Here is a 26742-nt window from a genome sequence, read left to right as displayed (position 1 = left end):
GCGCACATCCGGACGGATGTGCGCCGATCAACGGCATCAGGCGTGCTGAGGGCGCAAGGAGTAGGTTTTCAGCTGGTCGGCGAAGTCGCGCAGGGACTGAATACCGCTGGCTTCGGCTTCGTGGACCCATTCTTTGATGGCCGCGAGCATGTCGTGGCCATTACTGCTGGTGCGGGCCCAGATCTGCTGCAGCGCCAGACGCTTCTCGTAGATCACCTTCAGCGCCTGACTGTGCTCGAGCATGCTCTGGATACGCACTTGATGCTTGTCGTCCAACAGACTGGTTTCACGCGACAGCAGCCGTTTTGCACGGCGGAACTGATGGCGGACGGAGGCATCGGCCTTGGCCAGCTCTTGCGCCACCAACGGAGCGATCACCAGCTTTCGGTACTGCGCCATGATCTGGAAACGGTTGTTGAGGATCGCCATGGCCGTGTCCATGTCGACATGGCCCTTGCCTTCGACGCGATGCGCGATCGGTGCGACCCGCTGCACTTTGGCCAGTCGCAGCCAGCAGAACAGCTTGATCCACGCCCAGCCCATGTCGAACTCCCAGCGCTTGACCGACAGTTTGGCCGAGTTGGGGTAGGTGTGATGATTGTTGTGCAGCTCTTCGCCGCCGATCAGGATGCCCCACGGCACCAGATTGGTCGCCGCATCGCGGCACTCGAAGTTGCGATAGCCGACCGCATGACCCAGACCGTTGACCACGCCAGCCGCCCAGACCGGAATCCACATCATCTGAATGGCCCAGACGGTGATGCCGATGACCCCGAACAGCGCCAGGTCGATCACACCCATGATCATCACGCCCAGGCGTGGGTAGCGCGAGTACAGGTTGCGCTCGATCCAGTCTTCCGGGCAGTTCTTGCCGTAGATGCGCAGCGTCTCCGGGTTCTCCGCTTCGGCGCGATACAGCTCGGCGCCTTTGCGCAGCACGGTAGACAACCCTTTGACGACCGGGCTGTGCGGGTCATCGGCGGTTTCGCATTTGGCGTGATGCTTGCGGTGGATAGCGGTCCACTCGCGGGTGTTCTGCGCCGTGGTGAGCCACAGCCAGAAGCGGAAAAAGTGCTTGAGCCCGGCGTTGAGTTCGAGCGAGCGGTGAGCTGAATAGCGATGGAGATAGACCGTGACGCTGACAATGGTGATATGTGTCATCGCCAGGGTGACTGCGACCAATTGCCAGACGGAAAGGTCGAGCAGACCGTTGTTCCACATAGGCTGAGTTGCCCTCGGTTGTAACGTGAACAGGTGAGGAGGTCGTTGTGTGTACAGACCCCGTACAGCAGCGCGCATTATCACTTAGCCACCAGATAAAACCAGTCGCTGTTTTAGATAAGCGTCGCAGGATGTTTCTTACTCTATAATCCCGTACTTTCGTAAGGTTTTTGACTTTTCTATGTCATCTATCACCCGAGATGCGCTGAAAACCGCGCTGATGTATGGGCTGCTGTCCATTTTCTGGCTCATGTTCAGCGACTACGTGCTGCCGTTCCTGATCGAAGATTCGATTCAGCTGGCGCGTGCCCAACTGATGAGCGGTTATGCCTGGCTGGCACTCAGCGCGGGTTCGATCTACCTTGCCCGTTCCCGATTGCTCGGCTTCATCGGCATTGACGCGCGGAAACAGCAGGATCGGGATCTGCAGCATCTGCGTCTGGCCGCGGCCGTGTTTGACAGCACGCTGGAAGGCGTACTGGTCACCGATTCCGGCGGCGTGATCGTGCACGTGAACCGGGCGTTTATGTCGATCACCGGTTACCAGCAGGACGAAGTGCTCGGCATGCGCCCGAGCAAATTCAAATCCGGGCGCCACGGCCCGGATTTCTACGAGCGCATGTACAAGACCATTCTCGCCGCCGGGCAGTGGAGCGGCGAGATCTGGAATCGACGCAAGAACGGCGAAATCTATCCGCAATGGCAGAGCATTCGCTCGATCAAAGATGACCGCGGCTCGATCACCCATTTTGTCGCCGTGTTCTCGGACATCACCAGTATCAAGCATTCCGAACGCGAACTGGCTCATCTGGCCCATTTCGACGCGCTGACCGGTTTGCCCAACCGGCTGCTGTTCGCCGACCGTGCGGAGCAGGCGCAGACCCATGCCCGGCGCAACAAACAGAATCTGGCGCTGCTGCTGATCGACCTCGACCATTTCAAGCACATCAACGACAGCCTGGGTCACAACATCGGCGATGAGGTGTTGAAGGCCGTCAGCGAGCGACTCGCGCAATTGATGGAGAAGGGCGTGACGCTTGCTCGGCTCGGTGGCGACGAGTTCGCCGTGCTCCTCGAGAATCCTCAGCAGGCCGTGCAGGCTGCTGAGCTGGCGCAGGGCGTGTTGGACGGGTTGCGCGAACCGTTCCTGATCGACGCTCAAGCGCTGTTCCTCACGGCGAGCATCGGCATCAGCATTTTTCCCAACGATGCATTGAGTGCCGAACAGCTGTTGCGCAACGCCGACGCTGCGTTGTTTCAGGCCAAGAGTCAGGGCCGGGAAAGTTATGCGTTGTACACCGAAGAATTGACGGCCCATGCCCAGCGCCGCGTGGAGCTGACCGGCGAGTTGCGTCGCGCCATCGTGCAGAACGAATTGCGCGTGTTCTATCAGCCGATCCATAACCTGCAGACCCGCCGCATCGAAGGGGTCGAAGCGCTGGTGCGCTGGCAGCATCCTCAGCGCGGCATGGTGTCTCCGGGCGAATTCATTCCGATCGCCGAGCAAAGCGGCTTGATCGCCGATATAGATAACTGGGTGCTGACCGAGGCGTGTCGGCAGATGCGGCGATGGCTCGGAGACGGTATCGGGCTGTCATTCGTGGCGGTCAACGTGTCGAGCCGGTTGTTTGGCCGGGGCGATCTGGATCGCCGCGTGGCGCAAGTGCTGAGTGAAACAGGGCTGGCGCCGCACTGCCTGGAGCTGGAAGTCACTGAAAGCGCGGTCATGGAGGATCCCGAGCAGGCCATCGAGCAGATGCATCGCCTGCGTGAGTTGGGCCTGAAACTGTCGATCGATGACTTCGGCACGGGGTATTCCTCGCTGCTGCGGCTCAAACGCATGCCCGTGCAGACACTGAAGATCGATCAGGGATTTGTGGCGGGCCTGCCGGACGATGAGGACGATATTGCTATCGTCCGCGCAATCATCGCGCTCGCTCAGGCGATGGGCATGCGGGTGCTGGCTGAAGGCATCGAGCAAGCCGAGCAGGCGCATTTTCTGCTGAATAACCAGTGCGAGCTGGGCCAGGGCTACTGGTTTGCCCGACCGATGCCTGCCGAGCAGATCGACTGGCAGCATGCGCCGGTGTTCTCGTTGGCCTGACCCCTCGACTGTAAGAGCGCGCTTGCCCGCGATAAACGATAACGCGCAATGCTGAGAGACCGCGGCCCCTTCTTCGCGGGCAAGCGCGCGCCTGCAGCGATTTGTGGTGTGCTCATTGAGGGGCAACAGGCTCCAATGAGCTGAAAACCCATCAAATGCCTTTTGGTTATATCTGCATTCTTAAATAGTATTTTTAAGAATAACCCCGCGCTTCTACTATCGCTCCCACGCCACAAGCAGCCGCCTTCCCCACGCCGCTGCGGGCAACCCATCAAGGAGCACGATCATGAGCGCATCTCTACGTAGCGTTGACGGCCAGGACGAAGCAAGCATTCTGCGAGAAATTCAGAGCGCGCTACGTGACCTGCGTTTTGGCGCGGTTGAAATCACCGTGCACAACGCACAAGTGGTCCAGATCGAGCGCAAGGAAAAATTCCGTCTGCAGAACCCGGGTAACAAACCCAGCTGATGCACCTGTAGGAGCGCGCTTGCCCGCGAAAAGCCCGTCCAGACGCCACGAATCCAGGGGCCGGACAATCGCATCGCGGGCAAGCGCGCTCCTACAGAAGAACACCAAGCACTTAAAACTAGAAAAAGCCAACAACACACAATTTCCAGGGGCTTGATTCATGTCCATTCGCCGTTACGCGCTGGCCGCTCTCGCCAGTGCCGTGTTTGCCGGTTCCGCCGTTGCCAAGGATTTCACGCTGCTGAACGTGTCCTATGACCCGACCCGCGAGCTGTATCAGGACTACAACGCCGAATTCATCAACTTCTGGAAAAAATCCCACCCGGACGACACCGTCAAGATCAACCAGTCTCACGGTGGCTCGGGCAAGCAAGGCCGTTCGGTCATCGATGGCTCGCCTGCTGACGTGGTAACGCTGGCTTTGGCCGGTGACATCGATGAGATCGCCAAGCTGGGCAAGACCCTTCCGGCTGACTGGCAGACCAAGCTGCCGGACGCCAGCACGCCGTACACCTCGACCATCGTGTTCCTGGTGCGCAAGGGCAACCCTAAGGGCATTCACGACTGGGGCGACCTGATCAAGGATGGCGTGTCGGTCATCACACCGAACCCTAAAACCTCGGGCGGTGCACGTTGGAACTTCCTGGCGGCCTACGGCTATGGCCTGAAATCCGGCGGTGGCGATGAAGCCAAGGCCAAGGAATACATCGGAAAACTGTTCAAGCATGTGCCTGTGCTGGACACCGGCGCGCGCGGTTCGACCATTACCTTCGTCAACAACGGTCAGGGCGACGTGCTGCTGGCGTGGGAAAACGAAGCATTCCTGGCGCTGAAAGAAGACGGCGGTGCGGACAAGTTCGACATCGTCGTGCCTTCGCTGTCGATTCTGGCCGAGCCTCCGGTCGCCGTCGTCGAGAAGAATGCCGAGAAGCATGGCACCACCGAAATCGCGACCGAGTACCTCAAGCACCTGTACAGCAAGGAAGGTCAGGAAATCGCGGCGAAGAACTTCTACCGTCCACGTGACAAGGAAGTGGCCGCCAAGTACGAGAAGCAGTTCCCTAAACTGAACCTGCTGACCATAGACAAGGACTTCGGCGGCTGGAAATCGGCTCAACCGAAATTCTTCGACGATGGCGGGATTTTCGACCAGATCTACATCCCGCAGTAAGAGGGGCGGGCTGGACGTAGCGCTCTTGTAGGAGCCGGCTTGCTGGCGAAGGCGTCCTCTGCGACGCGGCCTGGGTGACTGACTCGCTGCTATCTTCCGGATGTGGCCCAGACCAAGCTCACTCCTACAGGAGATGCCGTAGCGGACAATGAGTTTTCTGATAGATTTTCCGCCGCGCGCCTACATCGGAATCAAACGACCCGGACCCGTTCCGGGTAACGTGTGTTAACCAAGGACACTTATGTCTCGACGCATATCCCCCGTCATACCCGGCTTCGGGCTGACGCTGGGCTACACCTTGGTGTATCTCAGCTTGATTGTGCTGATACCGCTGGCGGCCATGTTCATTCATGCCTCTCAACTGAGCGCCGCCCAATTCTGGAACATCGTGACCGCACCGCGCGTGCTGGCCGCCCTCAAGTTGAGCTTCGGCACCGCGTTCTATGCCGCAATCATCAACGGCATCATCGGTACGCTGCTCGCCTGGGTGCTGGTTCGCTACACCTTCCCGGGGCGCAAGATCATCGACGCGATGATCGACCTGCCGTTTGCACTGCCTACCGCGGTTGCCGGTATTGCGCTGACCGCGCTGTACACCCCGACCGGTCTGGTGGGCCAGTTTGCCGCCGATCTGGGCTTCAAGATCGCCTACACCCCGCTCGGCATTACCCTGGCCCTGACCTTCGTCACGCTGCCCTTCGTGGTGCGCACGGTGCAACCGGTGCTGGCCGATATTCCCCGTGAAGTCGAGGAGGCCGCAGCCTGTCTGGGCGCGCGCCCGATCCAGGTGTTCCGCTACATTCTCGTGCCGGCGTTGCTGCCTGCCTGGCTGACCGGCTTTGCGCTGGCGTTCGCGCGAGGTGTGGGCGAGTACGGCTCGGTGATTTTCATCGCGGGCAACATGCCGATGAAGACCGAAATCCTGCCGCTGCTGATCATGGTCAAGCTCGATCAATACGACTACGCCGGCGCAACGTCCATCGGTGTGCTGATGCTGGTGGTGTCCTTCATTCTGTTGCTGCTGATCAACCTGCTGCAGCGACGCATCGAAACCCCTAACTGAGGAGGCGCACGTATGTCCGGTCCATCGCTTATTGCCGCTTCCTCCGCCAATGCTGCCCGTCGTGGCAGCGCGGTGTCGCGGCGCATTCTGATTGGCCTTGCCTGGCTGGTCTTTGCGTTGTTTTTGTTGTTGCCGCTGTTCGTGGTCGTCAGTCAGGGCCTGAAAAACGGTCTGGGCGGATTTTTCACGGCGATTCTTGAGCCGGATGCGCTCTCGGCGCTCAAGCTCACGGTCTATGCCGTGTTGATTTCCGTGCCGCTGAACGTGGTATTCGGTGTCGCGGCCGCTTGGTGCGTGAGCAAGTACTCGTTTCGCGGCAAAGCGATTCTGGTCACGCTGATCGATTTGCCGTTCTCGGTTTCGCCGGTCATCGCCGGTCTGGTCTACATCCTGATGTTCGGCGCCCGGGGTATCTTCGGCCCCTGGCTGCAGGATCACGACATTCAAATCGTCTTTGCCTTGCCAGGCATTGTGCTGGCCACCATCTTCGTGACCGTGCCGTTCGTGGCGCGCGAGCTAATCCCGCTGATGCAGGAGCAAGGCACGCAGGAAGAAGAGGCGGCACGGCTGTTGGGTGCCAACGGTTGGCAGATGTTCTGGCACGTGACCGTGCCCAACATCAAATGGGGCCTGATCTACGGCGTGGTGCTGTGTACCGCGCGGGCGATGGGCGAGTTCGGCGCGGTGTCGGTCGTGTCCGGCCACATTCGCGGCGTGACCAACACCCTGCCGCTGCATGTCGAGATTCTCTACAACGAGTACAACCACGTGGCTGCATTTGCCGTGGCGAGCCTGTTACTGATCCTTGCGTTGTTCATCCTGCTGCTCAAGCAGTGGAGCGAAGCGCGCATTAGCCGTCTGCGCCAAAGCGCGGCGGAGGAATAATTCATGTCGATCGAAGTCCGTAACGTCAGCAAGAACTTCAACGCCTTCAAGGCCCTCAACAGCATCAATCTGGATATCCAGAGTGGCGAGCTGGTGGCGTTGCTGGGTCCGTCCGGCTGTGGCAAGACCACGCTGTTGCGCATTATTGCCGGGCTGGAAACGCCGGATCAGGGCAGCATCGTCTTCCACGGCGAAGACGTATCCGGTCACGATGTCCGTGATCGCAATGTTGGTTTCGTGTTCCAGCACTACGCGTTGTTCCGCCACATGACGGTGTTCGACAACGTCGCGTTCGGCCTGCGGATGAAGCCGAAAAACCAGCGCCCGACCGAAAGCCAGATCGCCGCCAAGGTCCATGAGCTGCTCAACATGGTGCAGCTGGACTGGTTGTCGGATCGCTATCCGGAGCAGCTGTCCGGCGGTCAGCGTCAACGTATTGCGCTGGCACGCGCACTGGCCGTGGAGCCAAAGGTATTGCTGCTGGATGAGCCGTTCGGTGCGCTGGACGCCAAGGTGCGTAAAGAACTGCGCCGCTGGCTGGCGCGTCTTCACGAAGACATCAACCTGACGTCGGTGTTCGTGACCCACGATCAGGAAGAGGCCATGGAAGTCGCCGACCGGATCGTGGTGATGAACAAGGGCGTGATCGAGCAGATCGGCTCGCCGGGCGAGGTCTACGAGAACCCGGCCAGCGATTTCGTCTATCACTTTTTGGGTGACTCCAACCGTCTGCACCTGGGCGAAGACAACCACGTGCTGTTCCGCCCGCACGAGGTGTCGTTGTCGCGTCATGAAGTGGAAGGGCATCACGCGGCCGAAGTGCGCGACATTCGGCCTTTGGGTGCGACAACACGCGTGACGCTGAAGGTCGAAGGGCAACCGGACCTGATCGAAGCGGAAGTGGTGAAGGACCACGACAGCCTGATCGGACTGGCCCGCGGGGAGACGTTGTTCTTCAAGCCGAAGGTCTGGCAGAAGGTGGAGAGTATCTGATACAGGATCAGGCGGAACCCTGTAGGAGCGTGGCTTGTCCCGCGATCTGCCGGGTACCGGCAGCAACGTTACGAATGCGATGTGACTGACACACCGCATTCAACCATTTTTACTGCCGCTTCGCGCCAGATCGTCCGGATGCGGCCCAGAGACAAGCCACGCTCCTACAGTTGATTGGCTCGCGCTTAAACCGCAGCCTTCTTCAAATTCCGTTTGTGAGTGCGCCCCACCTTGCCTTCGATGTTGTTCTGCAACTTCTTGCGCATCCCCATCAGAAAGGCGGCTTCGGCCACCACGAACAGCGGGCCGATGATCAGGCCTGTGACGTCGTCGACGAACGCGGGTTTGCGACCTTCGTAATAATGTCCCACGAACTGGATCACCCAGCCGACCACGAACAGACCGACGCCGGAGCTGAGCCAGACCAGCGTGCTCTGTTGCGCCAGGTGCGCGCCAATCCACAGAAACAGCGCCAGCACGACGCCCATGGCAACGCCAAACGGTCTGTCCAGCCGCAGGTAGAACAACGTGGCCGCCACGGTGGCCAACAAGGCGGGTGATAGCCACAGCTCGCCCAGCGACCAGCTGCTCCAGCCGGGCCGTGACAACAGCACGGTCACCGCCAGAACAATCAGCGGGACGCCGACGAAGTGGGTGAGGATATTTCGCGTATCACGGTGGTACGCCGCGTACTGGCTGAGGTGATCGACGAGGTTTTTCATTGTTATTCCTCCCTTGATGCGTGGATCATGCCGCTGATTTTTCCGGCCGGGCCACCTGAAGGCTCAGCCTGCAATAAAACGCCAGTGAGAAAAAGGAGATTCACATGACGAATGGAACCCAATGGCGCTCATGGTTAGACAACGACAAATGGTTCAGCGGGTTGCCCGGCTCCTTGCAGGATAGCCTGCTGACCGTCATGCGGCAGCGGCGCGTGACGCCCGGCAAGCGGGTTTTCGAATCCGGCGCCCCGGCCTGCGGGTTGTACGCGTTGCTCGACGGCTCAATCCGCTTCAACGACCCTGATAGCCAACAACAATGGCGACCTCAGCCAATGCCGGTACGGCCTTACTGGTTCGGCGAGGTGTCGCTGTTCGACGACCTGCCCCGTCAGCACGATGCCTACGCCGAAGACCAGATCATCCTGTTGCACATCCCTCAGGCTCCGCTTGAGGCGTTGCTGCAGGCCCATCCGCATCACTGGCGCGGGTTCACCCACTTGCTGGGGCGCAAGTTGGGGCTGACGGTGCCGCATCCCGATGAGGTGACGCTGATGCCGACCGACGAGCGCGTCGCGTTCCGCCTGCTGCTGCTCACCGAAGGGTACGGCGACATGAATCGATCCGTGCGCGTCGTCTCGATTCGCGACGTGCTGTCCAGGCGTCGGTTGGGGCTGGCGCCTGAGGTGGTCGACCGGGTGATTGCGCAGTTTGCCGAGCGCGGCATTCTGCGGCGGGATCACGACTCCATCTGCATCCTCGATACCGACCGGCTGCGCAAGGCGGCGTTGCACCGTCTCACACCCTTGCTCGCCTGATCAGCGAATCATGCTGTCGCGGTACTGACTGGGCGTCATGCCGGTCCAACGCTTGAACGCCCGACTGAAACTGCTGGTATCGGCAAACCCCAGCAGGTAGGCGATTTCGCCCAGTGAGCTGCCGGGATCGCGCATGTGCTGCAGCGCCAGATTCTGTCGGCACTGATTGAGCAGCAGGTCGTAGCTGCAGCCTTCGTCCGCAAGGTGTCGCTGCAGGCTGCGCAGGCTCAGATGAAGGTGCTGGGCGATGCGTTCCGCCGACGGCTCGCCTTCCGGGAGTTGTGTCTCGATAGCGCCGCGCACCTTGCGTTCCCACGTCAGTGGGTTGAGTTTTTCGAGGGCGCGGTCGAGCACGGCTTCGTTGTGCTCAGCCAGTTCAGGGTTGGCGTCGTCCAAGTGGCTGTCGAAATCGGCGCAGGCGAACTCCAGCAGGTTTTCCGGTGCGCCGAAAAACAGTGGCGCGCGAAACACGTCATGCCAGGGTTTCGGGTCTGCCGGTTCTGGCCGCACCAGATGCACGGCGAGCGGTGCGTAATGACGCCCCAATCGGTTTCGACAGGTGCGCACGTAGATCGCTGCAAAGGCGTCCATGGCCTCATTTGCCGGCATCGGTCCGCCTTCCGGCACGCGGAAGCGAAATTTATAACGGTCGCCTACGCGTTCAAAGCTCAGGTCCAGCGCGTCGCTCACCACCGGGTGATAACGCACGATGCGCTCGAACACTTCTCGAAGCGAGCCGCTGGCCACCAGCGCGTAGCCGAGTGCGTGAAAGGTCGTCGGACTGACGAAGCGCGACACCCGCAAGCCCAAGGCCGGGTCGCCACTGGCCTGCACCGCCAGTTGCCACAAACGCGTGGTGACGGTGACCGGGTAGCGCGCATTCGGATCGTCCATCAATTGCGGATCGAGGCCCGCAGCCTGACTCAACGCGAGACTGTCGAGGCCGAGGGCGTCGAGTTGCTTGCGCAGGGCGCGGGTCCAGCTGGCGAGAATACTCGGCTCAGGCATACAGATTGGCGCTTCCGGTCAACAGGTTGGCGTTCACGGCCGGGCGGCTTCACGGCGCGTACGGCACAGTGAAGCAGTGGTTTCACGTTGAAACATATTTCAATAATAAAACCGGAGAATGGAAGCATGCACAACACTTCTGCAAGTGCTGCCGGACTGAATGCGCAGCAGCGATCAGCGCATATTCGCGCGGTGGTGATGGCGCATGGCAACGCCCTGCGCGAGCGCTACCCGATCCTTGCCCATCAAGACGCAATCGGAGCCGGCATCCTGGTCTTTGCACTGGCGGGCATGCTCGGCAGCGCAGCGCTCTATCTCGGCGGCTACATGGCCTGGTGGGTGTGCCTGCTGCTCAACGCATTCTTCGCCTCGCTGACCCACGAGCTTGAGCACGACCTGATCCACAGCATGTATTTCCGCAAACAGCGTGTGCCGCACAACCTGATGCTGGCGCTGGTGTGGATGGCGCGGCCGAGCACCATCAATCCCTGGATTCGTCGGCATTTGCACCTCAATCACCACAAAGTGTCCGGTACCGAGGCCGACATGGAGGAGCGCGCCATCACCAACGGCGAGCCTTGGGGCATCGCGCGGCTGCTGATGGTGGGCGATAACGTGATGTCGTCGCTGATTCGAATGCTGCGGGCGAAAACCTGGGCGCATAAGTTCAGCATTCTGAAACGCACGTTGCGGGTGTACGCACCGCTGGCGTTGCTCAATTGGGGCGCGTGGTATGTGTTTCTCGGGTTTCACGCGGCCAACGGGATCGCCAGCCTGATGGGTACGTCCGTCGACTGGTCGGCCAACACCCTCGCGGTCATGCAGGTGATCGACATCGCGGTGGTCGTGATCGTCGGGCCCAACGTGCTGAGGACCTTCTGTCTGCATTTCGTCAGTTCGAACATGCATTACTACGGCGATGTCGAGTCCGGCAACGTCATGCAGCAGACCCAAGTGCTCAACCCTTGGTGGCTGTGGCCGCTTCAGGCGTTCTGCTTCAACTTCGGCAGTACCCACGGCATTCATCACTTCGTGGTGAAGGAGCCGTTCTATATCCGCCAGATGACGGCGCCCGTGGCGCACAAGGTGATGGCCGAAATGGGTGTGCGGTTCAATGACTTCGGAACGTTCGGCCGGGCGAACCGGTTTGCGACGCTCCATGCAGCAGAAGGAAAAAACGCACTCAAGCCCGTACGCGGTTGAACCTGTAGGAGCGAATTCATTCGCGAAAGGTGTGACGGTCGATAGACGTTTATCGGATGCACCGGCGTCTCGCGAATGAATTCGCTCCCACAGGGCGAGGTGCTCGGCTGCGAAAAGTTTTCCACCATAAAAATTTCTGTAACAACCCAACCGTATTCTCCACTCATCCCCGGCGAGCTGGGGGCAGACAGCGTGATTTCTCAGGGCTACTCCTTAAGGCAGGGGGTGGCCCTCTTTTTTTGCAGAGCTCTCGCCTGAGCGTGCGGCATATGATTTTCGGTTATTAATAAATATCTTCTTATTCTTTTTGCTAATATATGTCCCGTCCCTATACTCGCCGCCATGAACGCAAAAATGCAGGAGGCGAAGGCCATGCATAACGAATCGATCCGTTACCTGATCGTGCCAGGCTGGCAAGGATCTGCCGACGACCATTGGCAAACGCACTGGCAGAAAAGCCTGCCCAACAGCGTGCGCGTGGAACAGGCTGACTGGCTTAAACCCCGCCGTGAAGACTGGGTTGGCGAGTTGCAACGAGTGATCGCGGCCGACAGCTCCCCGGTGATTCTGATCGCCCACAGTCTGGGCTGCGTGACCGTCGCGCATTGGGCGCAGCTAGCTCCGCTGGACACCCTGCGTCAGGTGCGCGGGGCGTTGCTGGTGGCGCCTGCCGATGTCGAGCGTGCGAACTGCCCGCCTGCCCTTCGCAACTTTGCGCCGGTGCCCGAGCACCTGTTGCCGTTCCCGAGCCAAGTGGTCAGCTCCGACAATGACTCCGCCGTCAGCGCCTTGCGTGCCATGGAGATGGCCCGTAACTGGGGCGCCGAAATCGGCATTCTCAGCGGTGCCGGGCACATCAACGTCAAGTCCGGCCACCAACGCTGGGAGCAGGGTTTTGCTTACCTGTACCGCTTGCAAGGTCGTATCGAGCAATCGGCCCGGCGTCGTGCCTGAACACCTGTTCATCACCGCTTTTTTGGCCGCAGCGAACGCACAGGCGCTGCGGCCTTTTTTTTAACGCTCAGGTCGATGGAAGCCTTGGGCGGGAGACTGCCATGAGCCATTCCACTCCTTTGAATCAAACACCGACTCAGCCGCTGCTGACCTTCCCCGACGCTGAAAAAAGCCCCTTGAGTATTCGCGCCAAGGCGTTGGTCTTCATCGATCCTCGCTCTCGTCGTTTGCGCGAAGAAATGGAGCAATTGGCGCCACTGGATTTGCCGGTGTTGATTCGGGGCGAGCCGGGCACGGGCAAGGAATTGTTGGCGCGGCACATCCACCGAGGCAGCGACCGCTCGGGTTTGTTTGTGTCCGTGAACTGCGGGGCCGTCAGTCCGACCTATGCCGATGCGGAGCTCTTTGGTTACGCCGCGGGCGCTCACAGTGGGTCGGTCAGCAGCCGAGCCGGCTGGTTCGGTTCCGCGACGGGCGGGACGCTGTATCTGGACGAAATCGCCGACCTTGCGCTGTCGATCCAGATCAAATTGCTGTCTGCGCTGGAAAACCATGAAGTCACGCGGGTAGGGGCGCAGCAGCCAACTCCCGTAGACGTGAGACTCGTGGCCGCGACCAGCATCGACCTCAGCCTGGCCGTGGCCGCCGGTAAGTTTCACGAAAGGCTGTATCGCTACCTCAGCGAGGGGCGACTGGACTTGCCGTCACTGCGTGAGCAACCGGGCAACATCTTGCCGTTGGCGGAGTATTTTCTTGGGATCTACAGCCAGCGTCTGGACTTCGACATGCCGCTGATCAGCGAGGCGGCGCAGCAGGTGCTGGAAGCGCACTACTGGCCCGGCAACACGCGAGAGCTGGAGAACGTTATTCACTTCGCCTTGCTGGTGAGCAGCGGGGCGGAAATCCTTCCTGAACACCTGAATTTGCCAGGAAAACGCTGAGCCGCTTTTGTAGGCGCGCGCTTGTTGTGGGCCGCATCCAGACGATTGCCGTATTTCAGCCATATAAATGTCACTGCCATACCGCAATCGCGGGCAAGCGCGCGCCTACAAAGGCTTGTACCGGGGGTGAAAGCCGCAATCTAGACACCTGTTACAAGGACATCTGCTGGCAAAATGCTTTCTGAGAACCAAAAAGCATAAACATCCGACGAAAAAGTATTGTCTCGGAATAAAAAATCTCGGTAATGTCCGCTCCAGCCGCCACCCTGCCAAGGGTCGTACCCGCGGCACTATCGAGACAGAGTTGCCCACAAGGCGACCGGATTTTTCCTAAGGAAATCGCATGAAAAAGACGTTGTTGTTCACCGCACTGGCGGCTGCCCTCTCCATTGGCGCGGCGCACGCCGGCGAGAAACTCGTAGTCGGTGCCACTCCGGTCCCGCACGCTGAGATCCTCGAGCTGATCAAGCCTGAGCTGGCCAAAGAAGGCGTGGACCTGGAAATCAAAGTCTTCACCGACTACGTGCAGCCCAACGTTCAATTGAACGAGAAACGTCTGGACGCCAACTACTTCCAGACCAAGCCGTATCTGGATGGCTTCAACAAGGGTAAAGGCGCAACGCTGGTGACTGGCGTTGGCGTACACGTCGAACCGTTCGGCGGTTACTCGAAGAAGTACAAGTCGCTGGCTGAGCTGCCAGAAGGCGCAACCATTGCCATTCCTAACGAAGGCAGCAACGCCGGTCGTGCGCTGTTGCTGTTGCAGAAAGCCGGTCTGATCACCCTGAAGAACCCGACCGATGCGCTGGCGACCCCGAAAGACATCGCCACCAACCCCAAGAAATTCAAATTCCGCGAGCTGGAATCGGCAGTACTGCCGCGCGTTCTGGATCAGGTCGATCTGGACATGATCAACACCAACTACGCGCTGGAAGCCAAGCTGAGCCCGAAAAAGGACGCTCTGATTCTGGAAGGTTCGGACTCGCCGTACGTGAACTACCTGGTGACCCGTACCGACAACGCTCACACCGACGCGATCGAGAAGCTGTCGAAGGCGCTGACCAGCCAGCAAGTCAAAGACTTCATCAACAAGAAGTATGACGGCGCGGTATTGCCAGCGTTCTGATTGAAGGGATCGATGTGATCCAGGATTGACGAGTAACCTGTGGGAGCGAATTCATTCGCGAAAAGTGGGCAGGGCCATCGGAATGTACCGGCCTGACTAACCTCTCGCGAATAAATTCGCTCCCACAGTTATTGCAGCGTCCGGGATCAGCGACCCACGTTTCTCCCGCCGACGGCTTGTACCTGCGTCGGCGTTTTTGCATGGGTGCCCAGGGCGCGGCGCAGAGCGATGAGCAGTTTCACGTTGTCTTCATGCGCTTTTTCATGCGAATGGTCGTTATCGTTGCCGCGTACTGGCATGGCCAATCCTCTCTTTCTTCTCATCCCTGACATCGGTTCGTTCGCAGGCAGTGCCTTGCTGCGAGATGCGGAATAGACAGCAAGCATGCACTTCGGGTTCTCGCCCAATGATAAGAATTTGGTATCGGTCCGGTTACGGATAGTGGCATTGAGCTGGCCCTAGTTCTTTCAGCGCTATCCATATGCTCTAACGATATTTAAATTTCTTTTCTTATAGCTATAAAGTTCCGACACCTAAGCCCTATGCCTTTTCTGGAGTCGGAGTTCTCATGCCAGCAGCCTCCCAAGCTTCCTTGACCGCCCAAGCGCCGGATCAACAGTTCGATGTGCGTCCATTCGCCGAAAAGGTGGGCGCGGAAATCATCGGCCTGGACCTGTCCCGCCCGCTGAATGACGCCGACTTTGCCCGCGTGCACCGTGCGCACCTGGATTACCACGTCGTGGTGTTCCGCGATCAGCAGATCACCCCGCAGCAACAGATCGATTTCAGTCGCCGTTTCGGCGTGCTGCAGATTCACGTCCTCAAGCAGTTCCTGCTCGCCAACCACCCGGAAATCCTGATCGTCTCCAACATCGTCGAGAACGGTGAGCCGGTGGGTTTGGGTGATGCCGGAAAATACTGGCACTCGGATCTGTCCTACAAGGAGCTGCCAAGCCTCGGTTCGATGCTTTATGCCCAGGAGCTGCCAAGCGAAGGCGGCGACACGCTGTTCGCCGACATGCACCTGGCGTGGGACACCTTGCCTGAGCACCTGCGTAAAGCGGTCGAAGGGCGTAGCGCGGTCCACAGTTACACCTCCCGTTATCGCGATGGCCGTAACGCCGAAAACTGGCGTCCGACGCTCAGCGCCGAGCAGCTGGCGCAAGTGGCCGTCGTCAGCCACCCGATTGTGCGGACCCACCCGGAAAACGGGCGCAAGGCGCTGTTCGTCAGCGAAGGTTTCACCACCCACATCGTCGGTCTGCCCGAGGACGAGAGTCAGCAGATCCTTAACGAGCTCTACGCGCACAGCGTTCGTCCCGAAGGCGTCTACCGCCACACGTGGCAGGAAAACGACATGGTGTTCTGGGACAACCGTTCGCTGATTCACCTGGCCGGCGGTACACCCGATCACCTGCGCCGCCGACTGCATCGCACCACCATCCAGGGCGATGCGCCGTTCTGATTCACGCCGCCTCGATTCCGGCAGCCCTTATTCAGGAGCCCCGTTCCATGAACGCTGTTCTGCAAAGCCACACGGCTAGCGATCGCTTGAATGCGCAACAGGCCAATCAGCCTACCGCTGAAGCGCTGTTGCAAGTCCAGGGCGTAAGCCTTGAATACCGCACGCCGGAACGCGTAGTGCGGGCCACTCATCAAGTCAGTTTCGAAATCGATCCTGCCGATCGTTTCGTGTTGCTCGGTCCTTCGGGGTGCGGCAAGTCGACCTTGCTCAAGGCGGTTGCCGGTTTTATTCAGCCCAGCGAAGGGCAGATTCGTCTGGCCGGTCAGCAGGTCAAGGAACCGGGTCCGGACCGCATCGTGGTGTTTCAGGAGTTCGACCAGCTTCCGCCGTGGAAGACGGTGATCGAGAACGTCATGTTTCCGCTGCTGGCCTCACGCACGCTCAAGCGCCGTGAAGCCGAAGAGCGCGCGCGGCATTACCTGGAAAAGGTGGGTTTGAGTGCCTTCGCCAACGCCTATCCGCACACGTTGTCGGGCGGTATGAAAGCCCGTGTCGCGATTGCCCGCGCCTTGGCGATGCAGCCGAAAATCCTGCTGATGGACGAGCCGTTCGCGGCCCTCGACGCACTCACCCGTCGCAAGATGCAGGAAGAGTTGCTGGAGCTGTGGGAAGAGGTGCGCTTCACGCTGCTGTTCGTCACCCACTCCATCGAAGAGGCGCTGGTGGTGGGCAACCGGATTTTGCTGCTGTCGCCGCATCCGGGGCGTGTCCGCGCCGAGATCAACAGCCATCAGTACGACCTGAAAAGCCTGGGCGGCGTGGATTTCCAGCGCTCGGCACAACGCATCCACAACCTGTTGTTCGACGAGGGTGACGTGCCTGCGGTCGAGCAGGACCTGCGGTTTCAGGATATTCGTATCGCGTATTGATCCGCAGAACGCCGATCACGTGTGGGAGCGAGCTCGCTCGCGAAGACGTACTGCCAGACGCCGCACTTCCTGTTGTCTGTACGGGCCTCTTCGCGAGCAAGCTCGCTCCCACAGGAGAGTGGTCTGCCGAGCGACCTAATCAAGAGAAAACACCATGAGCCTTTCACCCCCAATCCGCGAGGAGTACGAAGTCGCGCTGGAGCCTTTCACTCAGGAAGACCTGGCCCGCGACATTCCTCTGGCACAACGCATCTGGCAACTGAGCTGGGTGCGAAAGAGCGTGATTCTGATCGCCCTGGCGGTGATCTGGGAAATTGCCGCGCGCATTCAGGGCAACGACTTGCTGCTGCCCAGCTTCCTGCAAACCGCCCAGGCTTTTGCCGACGGCGTCGTCTCAGGCGAGCTGCTGGCCAAGGTCTGGATTTCCCTGACCGTGCTGGTCAAGGGCTACCTGATCGGCATCGTTCTGGCCTTCGGTCTGACCACCCTGGCGGTGTCCACGCAATTGGGCCGCGACCTGCTCGGGACGCTGACCGCGATGTTCAACCCGCTGCCGGCCATTGCGCTGTTGCCGTTGTCGCTGCTGTGGTTTGGCCTGGGCGAGAACAGCCTGATCTTCGTGCTGGTGCATTCGGTGTTGTGGGCCTTGGCGCTGAACACCTACGCCGGATTTCTCGGTGTCTCGGAAACCCAGCGCATGGCCGGTCGCAACTACGGCCTCAAGGGCTTGCGCTTTGTCTGGTACATCCTGATTCCGGCGGCACTGCCGTCGATTCTGGCGGGCCTGAAAATCGGCTGGGCGTTTGCCTGGCGCACCCTGATCGCCGCCGAGCTGGTCTTCGGCGCATCGTCGGGCAAAGGCGGGCTTGGGTGGTACATCTTCCAGAACCGCAATGAGTTGTACACCGACAAGGTGTTCGCGGGCCTGGCAGCGGTGATCATCATCGGTCTGCTGGTGGAAAACCTGCTGTTCAGCAATGTCGAGCGCCTGACCGTAAAACGGTGGGGCATGCAGCGCTGATCGCTCATCAGAACAATATTTCGCTGAGTGGACCGGACCGCCGGACATGAAGCTTTCCAACACTTTTCGCGTTTATTGTGAGGATTCTATGGGGACTTCATCCAAATACCCGGTGCTGACCGCACTGGCAGCCACGGTCGGTCTGGTCGGCGCGCTGTTGAGCACAGGCGCTCATGCCGAGGGCAAGATCAGCATCGCCCAACAGTTCGGGATCGGTTATCTGATTCTCGACGTGGTGCAACAGCAGAAGCTGATCGAGAAGCACGGCAAGGAGCAGGGCATCGACATCAAGGTCGACTGGAACAGCATTTCGGGCGCCACTGCCATGAACGAAGCGCTGCTGGCCGGGGCGCTGGACGTGGTGTCGGCTGGCGTGCCGCCGATGCTGACCATCTGGGACCGCACCAAGGGCAAGCAGAACGTCAAAGCCATCGCCTCGCTGGGCTCGATGCCTAACTACCTGCTCAGCAACAAACCGGACGTGAAGACGATCAACGACTTCACCGATAAAGATCGCATTGCCGTTCCTGCGGCAGGCGTGGGCTTCCAGTCGCGGACCTTACAGATCGAAACGGCCAAGCTGTTCGGGAACGACAACTACAAGAAATTCGACAACATCTCCGTCAGCCTGCCGCATCCGGACGCCACCTCGGCGCTGATCGCGGGCGGTTCTGAAATCAGCGCGCACTTCTCGAGCCCGCCGTTCCAGTATCAGGAGCTGGAAAACCCGAACGTGCACAAGGTGCTGAGCTCTTACGACGTGCTTGGCGGTCAGGCCACGTTCAACGTGCTTTACACCACGCAGAAATTCCACGACGAGAACCCGAAGACCTATAAAGCCTTCTACGACGCGCTGGTCGAAGCCGAGAAGATCATCAAGGCCGACAAACCAGCAGCGGCGAAGACGTACATCGAGGTCGAGAAATCCAAGTTGCCGCTGCCGTTGGTGGAAAAGATCGTGTCCGATCCTGAAATCGACTTCACCGTCGTGCCGCAACGCACCTTCATCTACGCCGAGAAACTGCATGAGATTGGCGTGCTGAAGAACAAGGCTGACAGCTGGAAGGATTTCTTCTTTGAAGAAGCCCATGGTGGTGCGGGGAGCTGATCCATTGGCTTGATGCAAAACGTGATGGTGGAGCCGGTTTGGTGCAGGGGGGCGTTTGGACGAATGTGTGGGGTCAGCGATATCAATATTGAGTGACCCACCGCATTCGCCACCGTCGTAACCTCCGGCAGCTCCTACAGTTACAGCGCTGTCACCCGGATTTGTGGTTGTGCCATGGTGTGCAGGAGCCGGCTTGGTGCGGGGGGCGTTTGGACGAGTGTGTGGGGTCAGCGATATCAATGTTGAATGACCCACCGCATTCGCCACCGTCGTAACCTCCGGCAGCTCCTACAGTTGCAGCGCCGTCACCCGGATTTGTGGTTGTGCCATGGTGTGCAGGAGCCGGCTTGGTGCGGGGGGCGTTTGGACGAGTGTGTGGGGTCAGCGATATCAATGTTGAATGACCCACCGCATTCGCCACCGTCGTAACCTCCGGCAGCTCCTACAGTTGCAGCGCCGTCACCCGGATTTGTGGTTGTGCCATGGTGTGCAGGAGCCGGCTTGGTGTGGGGGGCGTTTGGACGAATGCGTGGGGTCAGCGATATCAATGGTGAGTGACCCACCGCATTCGCCACCGTCGTAACCTCCGGCAGCTCCTACAGTTACAGCGCTGTCACCCGGATTTTTAGTTGGGCCATGGTGTGCAGGAGCCGGTTTGGTGTGGGGGGCGTTTGGACGAATGCGTGGGGTCAGCGATATCAATGGTGAGTGACCCACCGCATTCGCCACCGTCGTAACCTCCGGCAGCTCCTACAGGGGATTTTCATCCGGCGTAAATCTGGTGGAGGTCATCGGGCGGTGTCCGACGTACATACGACGGCGAGTACGAATCCGCGTTCGACGCGGGATGCGCTCCGACATGACCATGGTCCTGTATTCGGGCTCAATCCGGCCAATGCCACGCCGGTTCATTCAGCATTCCCTGTCCGACGATTCCCGTCTGTCCCAGCGTCTTCTCCAGCACGATGCAGTTGCACTCGGGGTCTTGCTCCAGAGCGGCGATCAGGCGGCTGGCGTGGGACACGACCCACACCTGACAACGTTGTGATGCACGCATGATCAGTCTGGCCAGTGCGGGCAGTAGGTCGGGGTGCAGGCTGGTTTCCGGTTCGTTGAGTACCATCATGGTCGGCGGACGCGGGGTCAGCAGCGCGGCAATCAGTAACAGATAGCGCAGCGTACCGTCCGATAACTCCGCAGCGGATAACGGCCGCAGCAATCCCTGTTGATAAAACTCCAGTGCGAACAGCCCGCCGGCCTGCGCGTTGATTTGCACCCGCGCGCCGGGGAAGGCGTCGCTGATTGCGGCATCCAGCGCCTCGGGTTCACCAATCTCACGAATCGTTTGCAGCGCGGCCGCAAGATCCCGGCCGTCGTGATGCAGCACCGGCGTGCGAGTGCCCAACTGAGCCTTGCGTGCCGGCGCGTCGGCATCGCTGCGAAAGTGATCATAAAATCGCCAGCCGCGAATGCTCTCGCGCAATTGCAGCACTTCCGGTGATGAGCGCAGGTTGCCGACTTGATCGAACAGACTGTCGAAGGTTGGAGTGTGTTGCGCCAGGACGTCCCAATTGCGGCCTTCACGCGTGCGGATCATCGGACCTGCACGATCCACCAGCAGGCTTGCCGTGCGATACAGCGAGCCCGCCCAGATGCACTCGCGCTTGATCTCTGGATCAAGGCCGAATGCCGTGTTGGCCGTTGGGGGTGGCGGCAGTCCCAGTGAGATGGCATAGCTGAAGTCCGCCGCTGCAAAACCCAGACGTAGTCGCACGACCTCTTTGCGTGGACCGCCTTGAATGTCCACCTCGCCATTGCGCATGCGTCGGCTGATGCTCTCCGGGCCGGCCCAGAAGGTGGATTTCAGCCCGCCTTCCCGGGCGAGCGCGCTGATGACGCCACCCTGAGCGGTTTCCGCCAGCAAACGCAGCGCCCGATACAGATTGGATTTGCCGCTGCCGTTGGGGCCGGTGATCAGATTTAGGCGTGCGAGGGGTACGACCAGCGTGTTGATCGAGCGGTAGTTGGCGACGGCCAAAGTGGTGAGCATCGAGCTTCCCTTGCTGCGTGCGTATGCAGGCGATGAACAGGTTCGAAGGAGTTTAGCGGTGTGAGGAACCCTGATCTACGCTCACAGTCGCATGATCACATCATGACGGCGCTCGGCAGCGTGGTGTAGGCAAAGGCATTGGCACAAGGAGCTTGCATGCCCGCTCAACCCTTGGTTCTTCATAACCGCTTGATGTTTCTAGGACTTGGTCTGTGCCTGACACTGCTGTTGGGCTGCGGGAAGGAAAAGCCCGCCGATCCGGCGCTCCCGCGCGTGCAGGTGCAAGACGTCAAAACCGCCGAGTTTGCCGCTGCCGTCTCGCTGACCGGCGATATCCAGGCTCGCGTACAGACGCAGCTGTCGTTTCGCGTGGGCGGCAAGATCATTCAGCGGATGGTCGATGTCGGTGATCGCATTACCGCCAAACAAGTGCTCGCCAAACTGGACCCCAAGGATTTGCAGACCAGTGTCGATTCGGCCATCGCGGCTGAAGCTGCCGAGCAGGCGCGTGTCAAACAAACCGCCGCCGCGTTTGTCCGCCAGCAAAAACTCCTGCCTAAAGGCTATACCAGCAAAAGTGAATACGACTCGGCCCAAGCGCAATTGCGCAGCAGCCAGAGCGCACTTAAAGCCGCTCAGGCGCAACTGGCCAACGCGCGTGAGCAGTTGGGATACACCTCGTTGATCGCCGACGCGCCGGGGATCATTACTGCGCGCCAGGCCGAGGTCGGTCAGGTGGTGCAGGCCACCATGCCGATCTTCAGCCAGGCCCGTGACGGCGAGCGCGACGCCGTGTTCAACGTCTACGAGTCACTGTTCGTTCAGCCGCCGACCGACCAGCCGGTGGAAGTCACGCTGCTGGATAATCCGACTATCAAAGCCACCGGCAAGGTGCGCGAGGTGACGCCCGCTGTGTCGGCGCAGACCGGGACGCTGCAAGTGAAGATCGCCTTGAGTTCGTTGCCCGAAGGGATGGATCTGGGGTCGGTGGTCAGCGCGGCGCTGACCGTCCCGGCGAAACAGAGCGTCGAGCTGCCGTGGTCCGCACTCACCAAAGGGCTGGGCGATCAGTTGGGTAAACCGGCTGTGTGGGTGGTCGATGATCAGAATAAGGTCAGCTTGAGAGGCGTCACGGTCGGGCGGTATCTCACGGGGAAAGTGATCATCGTCGATGGCCTCAAGGCTGGCGAGAAAGTGGTGGTGGCGGGCACGCAACTGCTGCACCCCGACATGCAGGTGGAAAGGGTCGTTGCCTATAAGAACCTGACGGGGGATTCGCAATGAAGCGCCTGTCACTGATGGTGCTTTCGGGCCTGATGCTTGGCGCTTGCAGCAAGGAAGAGCCGCCACCTGAGCCCGTGCGCCCGGTGCTGTACATGGAGGTCAAAGCGCAGGCGACTGAGAATCTCGGACGTTTCGCGGGCAACATCGCTGCGCGTTACGAAAGTACGCTGGGTTTTCGGGTGTCGGGGCGCATCGCGTCGCGTAGCGTCGATGTCGGCAGCGAGGTCGAGAAAGGTCAGTTACTGGCGACACTCGATCCCACCGACCTGCAGAACCAGTTGCGCTCGAGTCAGGGCGACCTGGCGCGCGTCGAGGCTCAGTACATCAACGCGCAGGCCAACGCCCGACGCCAGCAGGAGTTGTTTGATCGAGGCGTCGGTGCGCAGGCAGCGCTGGACGTCGCGGTCACCGATCTGAAGACCACCCAGTCATCCTTCAATCAGGCGAAGGCCTCGGTGCAACAGGCTCAGGACCAGTTGAGCTACAGCGAATTGCGCACCGATCACGCGGCTGTGGTCACCGAATGGAAGGCCGAAGCGGGCCAAGTGGTCAGCGCGGGTCAGCAGGTCGTGACGCTGGCGCGGCCGGACATCAAGGAAGCCGTCATCGACCTGCCAGCGCCCTTGGCCGAGCAACTGCCGCAGGATGTGGTGTTCAAGGTCGCCAGCCAGCTTGAGCCGGACATCAACACCACGGCGACGCTGCGTGAACTGGAGCCTCAAGCCGAGGCCTCCACCCGCACTCGCCGCGCCCGTCTGACGCTGGCAGACACGCCCGCCGCGTTCCGTTTGGGCACGGCCATCAGCGTCACGCTCAGCTCCGCGATCGAGCCACGCATCGAACTGCCGGCGAACGCGTTGCAGGAAGTCGACGGCAAGACGCAGGTCTGGATCGTCGACATGCAGAACCAGACGGTCTCGCCGCACCCCGTCAACGTCCTCAGCCGAGGCGACGACACCCTTGTCGTCTCTGGCGTCAAGGGCGGCGAGCGTGTGGTCACCGCCGGTGTAAACAGCCTCAAGCCGGGGCAGAAAGTCAAAGTCGATAAGGACAGCCCACGATGAAAGGGACGTTCAACCTCTCCGATTGGGCGCTCAAGCATCAATCCTTCGTCTGGTACCTGATGTTCGTCGGCCTGCTGATGGGCGTGTTTTCGTACATGAACCTGGGGCGTGAGGAGGACCCTTCGTTCACCATCAAGACCATGGTCATTCAGACCCGCTGGCCCGGCGCTACGGTCGATGAAACCCTGAGTCAGGTCACGGATCGCATCGAGAAAAAACTCGAAGAACTGGATTCCCTCGATTACGTGAAGAGCTACACACGACCGGGCGAATCGACGGTGTACGTCTACCTGCGCGACACCACCAGCGCCGAGGCCATCCCGGACATCTGGTATCAGGTGCGCAAGAAGATCGACGACATTCGCGGCACCTTCCCCCAAGGGATTCAGGGGCCTGCGTTCAACGATGAATTCGGTGACGTGTTTGGCTCCATCTACGCGTTCACTGCCGATGGCCTGACGCTTCGTCAACTGCGTGACTACGTCGAGCAGGTCCGGGTGCAGATCCGCGATGTGCCGGGGCTGGGCAAGATTCAGATGATCGGCCAGCAGGACGAAGTGATCTACCTGAATTTCTCCACCCGCAAACTGGCGGCACTGGGGCTGGATCAGCGTCAGGTCGTGCAAAGCCTGCAGTCGCAGAACGCGGTGACCCCTGCGGGTGTGATCGAGGCCGGGCCCGAGCGGATTTCCGTGCGAACCTCCGGGCAATTCCAGTCAGAAAAAGACCTCGAAGCCGTCAACCTGCGGCTCAACGATCGTTTCTACCGGCTGAGCGACATTGCTGAAATCAGTCGCGGCTATGTCGATCCGGCGAAACCGGAGTTCCGTTTCAACGGCAAAACCGCGATCGGTCTGGCCATCGCGATGAAGAAGGGCGGCAATGTCCAGGCGTTCGGCAAAGACCTTCACGCACGGATGGATCAGGCCACGGCGGACCTGCCCATCGGTGTGGGCGTGCACAACGTCTCCGATCAGGCGCAAGTGGTCGAGAAGGCTGTTGGCGGTTTCACCAGCGCGTTGTTCGAGGCCGTGATCATCGTGCTGGTCGTCAGCTTCATCAGCCTGGGTGTGCGCGCCGGGTTGGTGGTCGCCTGTTCGATTCCGCTGGTGCTGGCGATGGTCTTCGTGTTCATGGAATACAGCGGCATCACCATGCAGCGGATCTCGCTGGGCGCCCTGATCATCGCGCTGGGTCTTTTGGTAGATGACGCGATGATCACGGTGGAGATGATGGTGTCGCGCCTGGAGCTGGGTGACACCAAAGAGCAGGCCGCGACCTTTGCCTATACGTCGACGGCCTTTCCGATGCTGACCGGTACGCTGGTAACGGTGGCGGGTTTTGTACCCATCGGCCTCAACGCCAGCTCGGCAGGTGAATACACCTTCACGTTGTTCGCGGTGATTGCCGTGGCGATGCTGGTGTCGTGGGTGGTCGCGGTGTTGTTTGCGCCCGTGATCGGCGTGCACATCCTCAGCGACAAGATCAAAAAGCACGAACAGAAGCCGCCTGGGCGCATCGCTCGCGCCTTCAACGGTTCGATGTTCTGGGCCATGCGGCATCGCTGGCTGGCGATCGGCATTACCATTGCGCTGTTTGCGGTGTCGCTGTTTTGCATGCGCTTCGTGCAGAACCAGTTCTTCCCGTCGTCGGACCGGCCGGAAATCCTGCTGGACCTCAACCTGCCGCAGAACGCCTCGATCAATGAGACGCGCAAAGCGGTGGACAAGCTGGAGGCGATGATCAAGGACGACCCGGACATCGTTCGCTGGAGCACGTACATCGGTCAGGGTGCGGTGCGTTTCTACCTGCCACTGGACCAACAACTGGAAAATCCTTACTACGCGCAACTGGTGATCGTCAGCAAAGGGCTGGAGGAGCGGGGTGCGCTGATCGACCGTTTGAGAAAGCGGCTGCGTGAAGATTTCGTCGGCATCAGCGCCTACCTTCAACCACTGGAAATGGGGCCTCCGGTGGGACGACCGATTCAATACCGCGTCAGTGGTGACAACATCGACAAGGTCCGTCAGCACGCCATCGAGCTGGCGACGCTGCTTGATCAGAATCAGCACATCGGCGAGATGATTTACGACTGGAACGAGCCCGGCAAAGTCCTGCGCATCGACATCAATCAGGACAAGGCCCGGCAGCTCGGGTTGTCGTCGGAAGACGTGGCGCGACTGATGAACAGCATCGTCACCGGGGCCAACGTGACCCAGGTGCGCGATGACATTTACCTCATCAACGTCGTCGGCCGGGCCGTGGATGCCGAGCGTGGCTCGCCGGAAACCCTGCAGAACCTGCAGATCGTGACGCAAAATGGCGCTTCGATTCCGCTGCTGGCGTTCGCCAATGTGCGGTATGAGCTGGAGCAGCCGCTGGTCTGGCGACGGGACCGCAAACCGACGATCACGCTCAAGGCGGCGGTGCAGGGCGAGATTCAGCCGACCGATCTGGTCAAACAGTTAAAGCCGGAAATCGACAAGTTCGCCGCCGGCCTGCCAGTCGGTTACAAGGTCGCCACCGGCGGTACGGTGGAAGAAAGCGGCAAGGCCCAAGGTCCGATCGCCAAGGTCGTGCCATTGATGATCTTCCTGATGGCGACATTCCTGATGATCCAGCTGCACAGCGTGCAGAAGATGTTCCTCGTCGCCAGCGTCGCGCCGCTGGGCTTGATCGGCGTCGTGCTGGCGCTGGTGCCGACCGGAACGCCCATGGGCTTCGTGGCGATTCTCGGCATCCTCGCGCTGATCGGCATCATCATCCGCAACTCGGTGATCCTGGTGACGCAGATTCACGAATACGAAGTGGCGGGCTATTTGCCTTGGGACGCCGTGGCCGAAGCCACCGAACATCGTCGTCGGCCGATTCTGCTCACGGCGGCGGCGGCGAGTCTGGGCATGATCCCGATTGCCCGAGAAGTGTTCTGGGGCCCGATGGCGTACGCCATGATCGGCGGGATCATCATCGCCACGCTGCTGACATTGCTGTTTCTGCCTGCGCTGTACGTGGCCTGGTACAAGATCAAGGAGCCGACCCAGGAGCAGCGCGAGAAGGCTGAGGCCGAGAAGCAGAAGCACACGCAAGACGAGGGTGATTCAGACGCGCAGCCTGCGGCGGAGTGAACGGATGAGCGGGCCCTGTGT

The 26742-nt window shown here is 60.2% G+C and carries 22 protein-coding genes and 1 pseudogene; 18 read left to right on the top strand and 5 right to left on the bottom strand.

The window, feature by feature from the left end; translation table 11 throughout:
• Positions 1 to 36 precede the first annotated feature (36 nt).
• Positions 37 to 1221 carry a delta-9 fatty acid desaturase DesA gene (desA, locus tag BLS87_RS10755; RefSeq protein WP_074752463.1) on the bottom strand — a complete coding sequence of 395 codons (1185 nt, stop codon included), beginning with the start codon at positions 1219 to 1221 and terminating at the stop codon, positions 37 to 39.
• Positions 1222 to 1402: 181 nt separating this feature from the next.
• On the opposite strand from desA, the gene dibA reads away from it, so the two are divergent.
• The 6 genes from dibA (at position 1403) to BLS87_RS10725 (ending at position 7906) form a co-directional block, all read left to right on the top strand.
• The gene (dibA, locus tag BLS87_RS10750; RefSeq protein ID WP_074752462.1) at positions 1403 to 3325 is read left to right on the top strand and encodes a phosphodiesterase DibA; all 1923 of its coding nucleotides are present in this window, start codon (positions 1403 to 1405) and stop codon (positions 3323 to 3325) included.
• Positions 3326 to 3611: 286 nt separating this feature from the next.
• A complete protein-coding gene (gene oscA, locus BLS87_RS10745) occupies positions 3612 to 3794 on the top strand; it encodes a sulfur starvation response protein OscA (RefSeq protein ID WP_074752461.1) in 183 nt (60 codons plus the stop codon).
• 160 nt (positions 3795 to 3954) lie between these two features.
• Complete coding sequence (locus BLS87_RS10740; protein WP_074752460.1) at positions 3955 to 4965, top strand: sulfate ABC transporter substrate-binding protein; 1011 nt, start codon at positions 3955 to 3957, stop codon at positions 4963 to 4965.
• 241 nt (positions 4966 to 5206) lie between these two features.
• Positions 5207 to 6028 carry a sulfate ABC transporter permease subunit CysT gene (cysT, locus tag BLS87_RS10735; RefSeq protein WP_074752459.1) on the top strand — a complete coding sequence of 274 codons (822 nt, stop codon included), beginning with the start codon at positions 5207 to 5209 and terminating at the stop codon, positions 6026 to 6028.
• A gap of 12 nt (positions 6029 to 6040) precedes the next feature.
• A complete protein-coding gene (gene cysW / locus BLS87_RS10730) occupies positions 6041 to 6913 on the top strand; it encodes a sulfate ABC transporter permease subunit CysW (protein WP_074752458.1) in 873 nt (290 codons plus the stop codon).
• A 3-nt stretch (positions 6914 to 6916) separates the two neighbouring features.
• Positions 6917 to 7906: a sulfate/molybdate ABC transporter ATP-binding protein gene (locus BLS87_RS10725; protein WP_074752457.1), complete on the top strand. Its 990-nt coding sequence runs from the start codon at positions 6917 to 6919 to the stop codon at positions 7904 to 7906.
• 185 nt (positions 7907 to 8091) lie between these two features.
• Here BLS87_RS10725 and BLS87_RS10720 read toward each other — a convergent pair whose 3' ends face one another.
• Positions 8092 to 8628 carry an Mpo1 family 2-hydroxy fatty acid dioxygenase gene (locus BLS87_RS10720; RefSeq protein ID WP_074752456.1) on the bottom strand — a complete coding sequence of 179 codons (537 nt, stop codon included), beginning with the start codon at positions 8626 to 8628 and terminating at the stop codon, positions 8092 to 8094.
• Between the two features lie 104 nt (positions 8629 to 8732).
• On the opposite strand from BLS87_RS10720, the gene BLS87_RS10715 reads away from it, so the two are divergent.
• Positions 8733 to 9443: a Crp/Fnr family transcriptional regulator gene (locus BLS87_RS10715; RefSeq protein WP_074752455.1), complete on the top strand. Its 711-nt coding sequence runs from the start codon at positions 8733 to 8735 to the stop codon at positions 9441 to 9443.
• Here the strand turns inward: BLS87_RS10715 and BLS87_RS10710 are convergent, their stop codons facing one another.
• Positions 9444 to 10451, bottom strand: a complete 1008-nt coding sequence (locus BLS87_RS10710) for an AraC family transcriptional regulator (protein ID WP_074752454.1) — start codon at positions 10449 to 10451, stop codon at positions 9444 to 9446.
• Between the two features lie 126 nt (positions 10452 to 10577).
• On the opposite strand from BLS87_RS10710, the gene BLS87_RS10705 reads away from it, so the two are divergent.
• From BLS87_RS10705 to BLS87_RS10690, 4 genes and pseudogenes are all read left to right on the top strand, one after another.
• Complete coding sequence (locus BLS87_RS10705) at positions 10578 to 11654, top strand: fatty acid desaturase (RefSeq protein ID WP_074752453.1); 1077 nt, start codon at positions 10578 to 10580, stop codon at positions 11652 to 11654.
• Positions 11655 to 12026: 372 nt separating this feature from the next.
• Entirely contained in the window at positions 12027 to 12608 is a 582-nt protein-coding gene (locus tag BLS87_RS10700) for an alpha/beta hydrolase (RefSeq protein WP_074752536.1), read from the top strand.
• A 101-nt stretch (positions 12609 to 12709) separates the two neighbouring features.
• Positions 12710 to 13537, top strand: a pseudogene (locus tag BLS87_RS10695) (sigma 54-interacting transcriptional regulator); the annotation flags it as partial.
• A 355-nt stretch (positions 13538 to 13892) separates the two neighbouring features.
• On the top strand, positions 13893 to 14675 hold the full coding sequence (locus tag BLS87_RS10690) for a MetQ/NlpA family ABC transporter substrate-binding protein (RefSeq protein ID WP_074752452.1): 783 nt from the start codon (positions 13893 to 13895) through the stop codon (positions 14673 to 14675).
• Positions 14676 to 14821: 146 nt separating this feature from the next.
• On the opposite strand, the gene BLS87_RS34145 is transcribed toward BLS87_RS10690, so the two are convergent.
• Positions 14822 to 14974: a hypothetical protein gene (locus BLS87_RS34145; RefSeq protein ID WP_167362048.1), complete on the bottom strand. Its 153-nt coding sequence runs from the start codon at positions 14972 to 14974 to the stop codon at positions 14822 to 14824.
• 269 nt (positions 14975 to 15243) lie between these two features.
• Here BLS87_RS34145 and BLS87_RS10685 point away from each other — a divergent pair, with 269 nt between their 5' ends.
• The 4 genes from BLS87_RS10685 (at position 15244) to BLS87_RS10670 (ending at position 19198) form a co-directional block, all read left to right on the top strand.
• Positions 15244 to 16140, top strand: coding sequence for a TauD/TfdA dioxygenase family protein (locus tag BLS87_RS10685; protein WP_074752451.1), 897 nt, complete (start codon positions 15244 to 15246; stop codon positions 16138 to 16140).
• Between the two features lie 47 nt (positions 16141 to 16187).
• A complete protein-coding gene (locus tag BLS87_RS10680; protein WP_074752450.1) occupies positions 16188 to 17069 on the top strand; it encodes an ABC transporter ATP-binding protein in 882 nt (293 codons plus the stop codon).
• A 154-nt stretch (positions 17070 to 17223) separates the two neighbouring features.
• Entirely contained in the window at positions 17224 to 18090 is an 867-nt protein-coding gene (locus BLS87_RS10675) for an ABC transporter permease (RefSeq protein WP_074752449.1), read from the top strand.
• A gap of 88 nt (positions 18091 to 18178) precedes the next feature.
• Positions 18179 to 19198 carry an ABC transporter substrate-binding protein gene (locus tag BLS87_RS10670; RefSeq protein WP_074752448.1) on the top strand — a complete coding sequence of 340 codons (1020 nt, stop codon included), beginning with the start codon at positions 18179 to 18181 and terminating at the stop codon, positions 19196 to 19198.
• 883 nt (positions 19199 to 20081) lie between these two features.
• Here BLS87_RS10670 and BLS87_RS10665 read toward each other — a convergent pair.
• Complete coding sequence (locus BLS87_RS10665; protein WP_074752447.1) at positions 20082 to 21248, bottom strand: AAA family ATPase; 1167 nt, start codon at positions 21246 to 21248, stop codon at positions 20082 to 20084.
• 192 nt (positions 21249 to 21440) lie between these two features.
• Between BLS87_RS10665 and BLS87_RS10660 the strand changes: the two genes are divergently transcribed.
• From BLS87_RS10660 to BLS87_RS10650, 3 genes are read left to right on the top strand one after another with little or no spacing between them, the layout of a single operon-like run.
• Positions 21441 to 22532, top strand: a complete 1092-nt coding sequence (locus BLS87_RS10660) for an efflux RND transporter periplasmic adaptor subunit (protein WP_143024359.1) — start codon at positions 21441 to 21443, stop codon at positions 22530 to 22532.
• Positions 22529 to 23596, top strand: coding sequence for an efflux RND transporter periplasmic adaptor subunit (locus BLS87_RS10655; protein ID WP_074752445.1), 1068 nt, complete (start codon positions 22529 to 22531; stop codon positions 23594 to 23596). The genes BLS87_RS10660 and BLS87_RS10655 overlap by 4 nt, the downstream gene beginning before the upstream one ends.
• Entirely contained in the window at positions 23593 to 26721 is a 3129-nt protein-coding gene (locus tag BLS87_RS10650) for an efflux RND transporter permease subunit (RefSeq protein ID WP_074752444.1), read from the top strand. Before BLS87_RS10655 ends, BLS87_RS10650 begins: the two co-directional genes overlap by 4 nt.
• Positions 26722 to 26742: the final 21 nt, after the last annotated feature.

Source organism: Pseudomonas abietaniphila (assembly GCF_900100795.1).
GTDB lineage: Bacteria > Pseudomonadota > Gammaproteobacteria > Pseudomonadales > Pseudomonadaceae > Aquipseudomonas > Aquipseudomonas abietaniphila.
The sequence above is the reverse complement of the archived record's forward strand: the minus strand, read 5'-3'. Positions and strand labels throughout refer to the sequence as shown.

What these genes read in the sequence shown, in the direction of transcription:
- desA (WP_074752463.1), bottom strand. Translation starts at nt 1,221, where the DNA reads ATGTGGAACAACGGTCTGCTCGACCTTTCCGTCTGGCAATTGGTCGCA.
- dibA (WP_074752462.1), top strand. Translation starts at nt 1,403, where the DNA reads ATGTCATCTATCACCCGAGATGCGCTGAAAACCGCGCTGATGTATGGG.
- oscA (WP_074752461.1), top strand. Translation starts at nt 3,612, where the DNA reads ATGAGCGCATCTCTACGTAGCGTTGACGGCCAGGACGAAGCAAGCATT.
- BLS87_RS10740 (WP_074752460.1), top strand. Translation starts at nt 3,955, where the DNA reads ATGTCCATTCGCCGTTACGCGCTGGCCGCTCTCGCCAGTGCCGTGTTT.
- cysT (WP_074752459.1), top strand. Translation starts at nt 5,207, where the DNA reads ATGTCTCGACGCATATCCCCCGTCATACCCGGCTTCGGGCTGACGCTG.
- cysW (WP_074752458.1), top strand. Translation starts at nt 6,041, where the DNA reads ATGTCCGGTCCATCGCTTATTGCCGCTTCCTCCGCCAATGCTGCCCGT.
- BLS87_RS10725 (WP_074752457.1), top strand. Translation starts at nt 6,917, where the DNA reads ATGTCGATCGAAGTCCGTAACGTCAGCAAGAACTTCAACGCCTTCAAG.
- BLS87_RS10720 (WP_074752456.1), bottom strand. Translation starts at nt 8,628, where the DNA reads ATGAAAAACCTCGTCGATCACCTCAGCCAGTACGCGGCGTACCACCGT.
- BLS87_RS10715 (WP_074752455.1), top strand. Translation starts at nt 8,733, where the DNA reads ATGACGAATGGAACCCAATGGCGCTCATGGTTAGACAACGACAAATGG.
- BLS87_RS10710 (WP_074752454.1), bottom strand. Translation starts at nt 10,451, where the DNA reads ATGCCTGAGCCGAGTATTCTCGCCAGCTGGACCCGCGCCCTGCGCAAG.
- BLS87_RS10705 (WP_074752453.1), top strand. Translation starts at nt 10,578, where the DNA reads ATGCACAACACTTCTGCAAGTGCTGCCGGACTGAATGCGCAGCAGCGA.
- BLS87_RS10700 (WP_074752536.1), top strand. Translation starts at nt 12,027, where the DNA reads ATGCATAACGAATCGATCCGTTACCTGATCGTGCCAGGCTGGCAAGGA.
- BLS87_RS10690 (WP_074752452.1), top strand. Translation starts at nt 13,893, where the DNA reads ATGAAAAAGACGTTGTTGTTCACCGCACTGGCGGCTGCCCTCTCCATT.
- BLS87_RS34145 (WP_167362048.1), bottom strand. Translation starts at nt 14,974, where the DNA reads ATGCCAGTACGCGGCAACGATAACGACCATTCGCATGAAAAAGCGCAT.
- BLS87_RS10685 (WP_074752451.1), top strand. Translation starts at nt 15,244, where the DNA reads ATGCCAGCAGCCTCCCAAGCTTCCTTGACCGCCCAAGCGCCGGATCAA.
- BLS87_RS10680 (WP_074752450.1), top strand. Translation starts at nt 16,188, where the DNA reads ATGAACGCTGTTCTGCAAAGCCACACGGCTAGCGATCGCTTGAATGCG.
- BLS87_RS10675 (WP_074752449.1), top strand. Translation starts at nt 17,224, where the DNA reads ATGAGCCTTTCACCCCCAATCCGCGAGGAGTACGAAGTCGCGCTGGAG.
- BLS87_RS10670 (WP_074752448.1), top strand. Translation starts at nt 18,179, where the DNA reads ATGGGGACTTCATCCAAATACCCGGTGCTGACCGCACTGGCAGCCACG.
- BLS87_RS10665 (WP_074752447.1), bottom strand. Translation starts at nt 21,248, where the DNA reads ATGCTCACCACTTTGGCCGTCGCCAACTACCGCTCGATCAACACGCTG.
- BLS87_RS10660 (WP_143024359.1), top strand. Translation starts at nt 21,441, where the DNA reads ATGTTTCTAGGACTTGGTCTGTGCCTGACACTGCTGTTGGGCTGCGGG.
- BLS87_RS10655 (WP_074752445.1), top strand. Translation starts at nt 22,529, where the DNA reads ATGAAGCGCCTGTCACTGATGGTGCTTTCGGGCCTGATGCTTGGCGCT.
- BLS87_RS10650 (WP_074752444.1), top strand. Translation starts at nt 23,593, where the DNA reads ATGAAAGGGACGTTCAACCTCTCCGATTGGGCGCTCAAGCATCAATCC.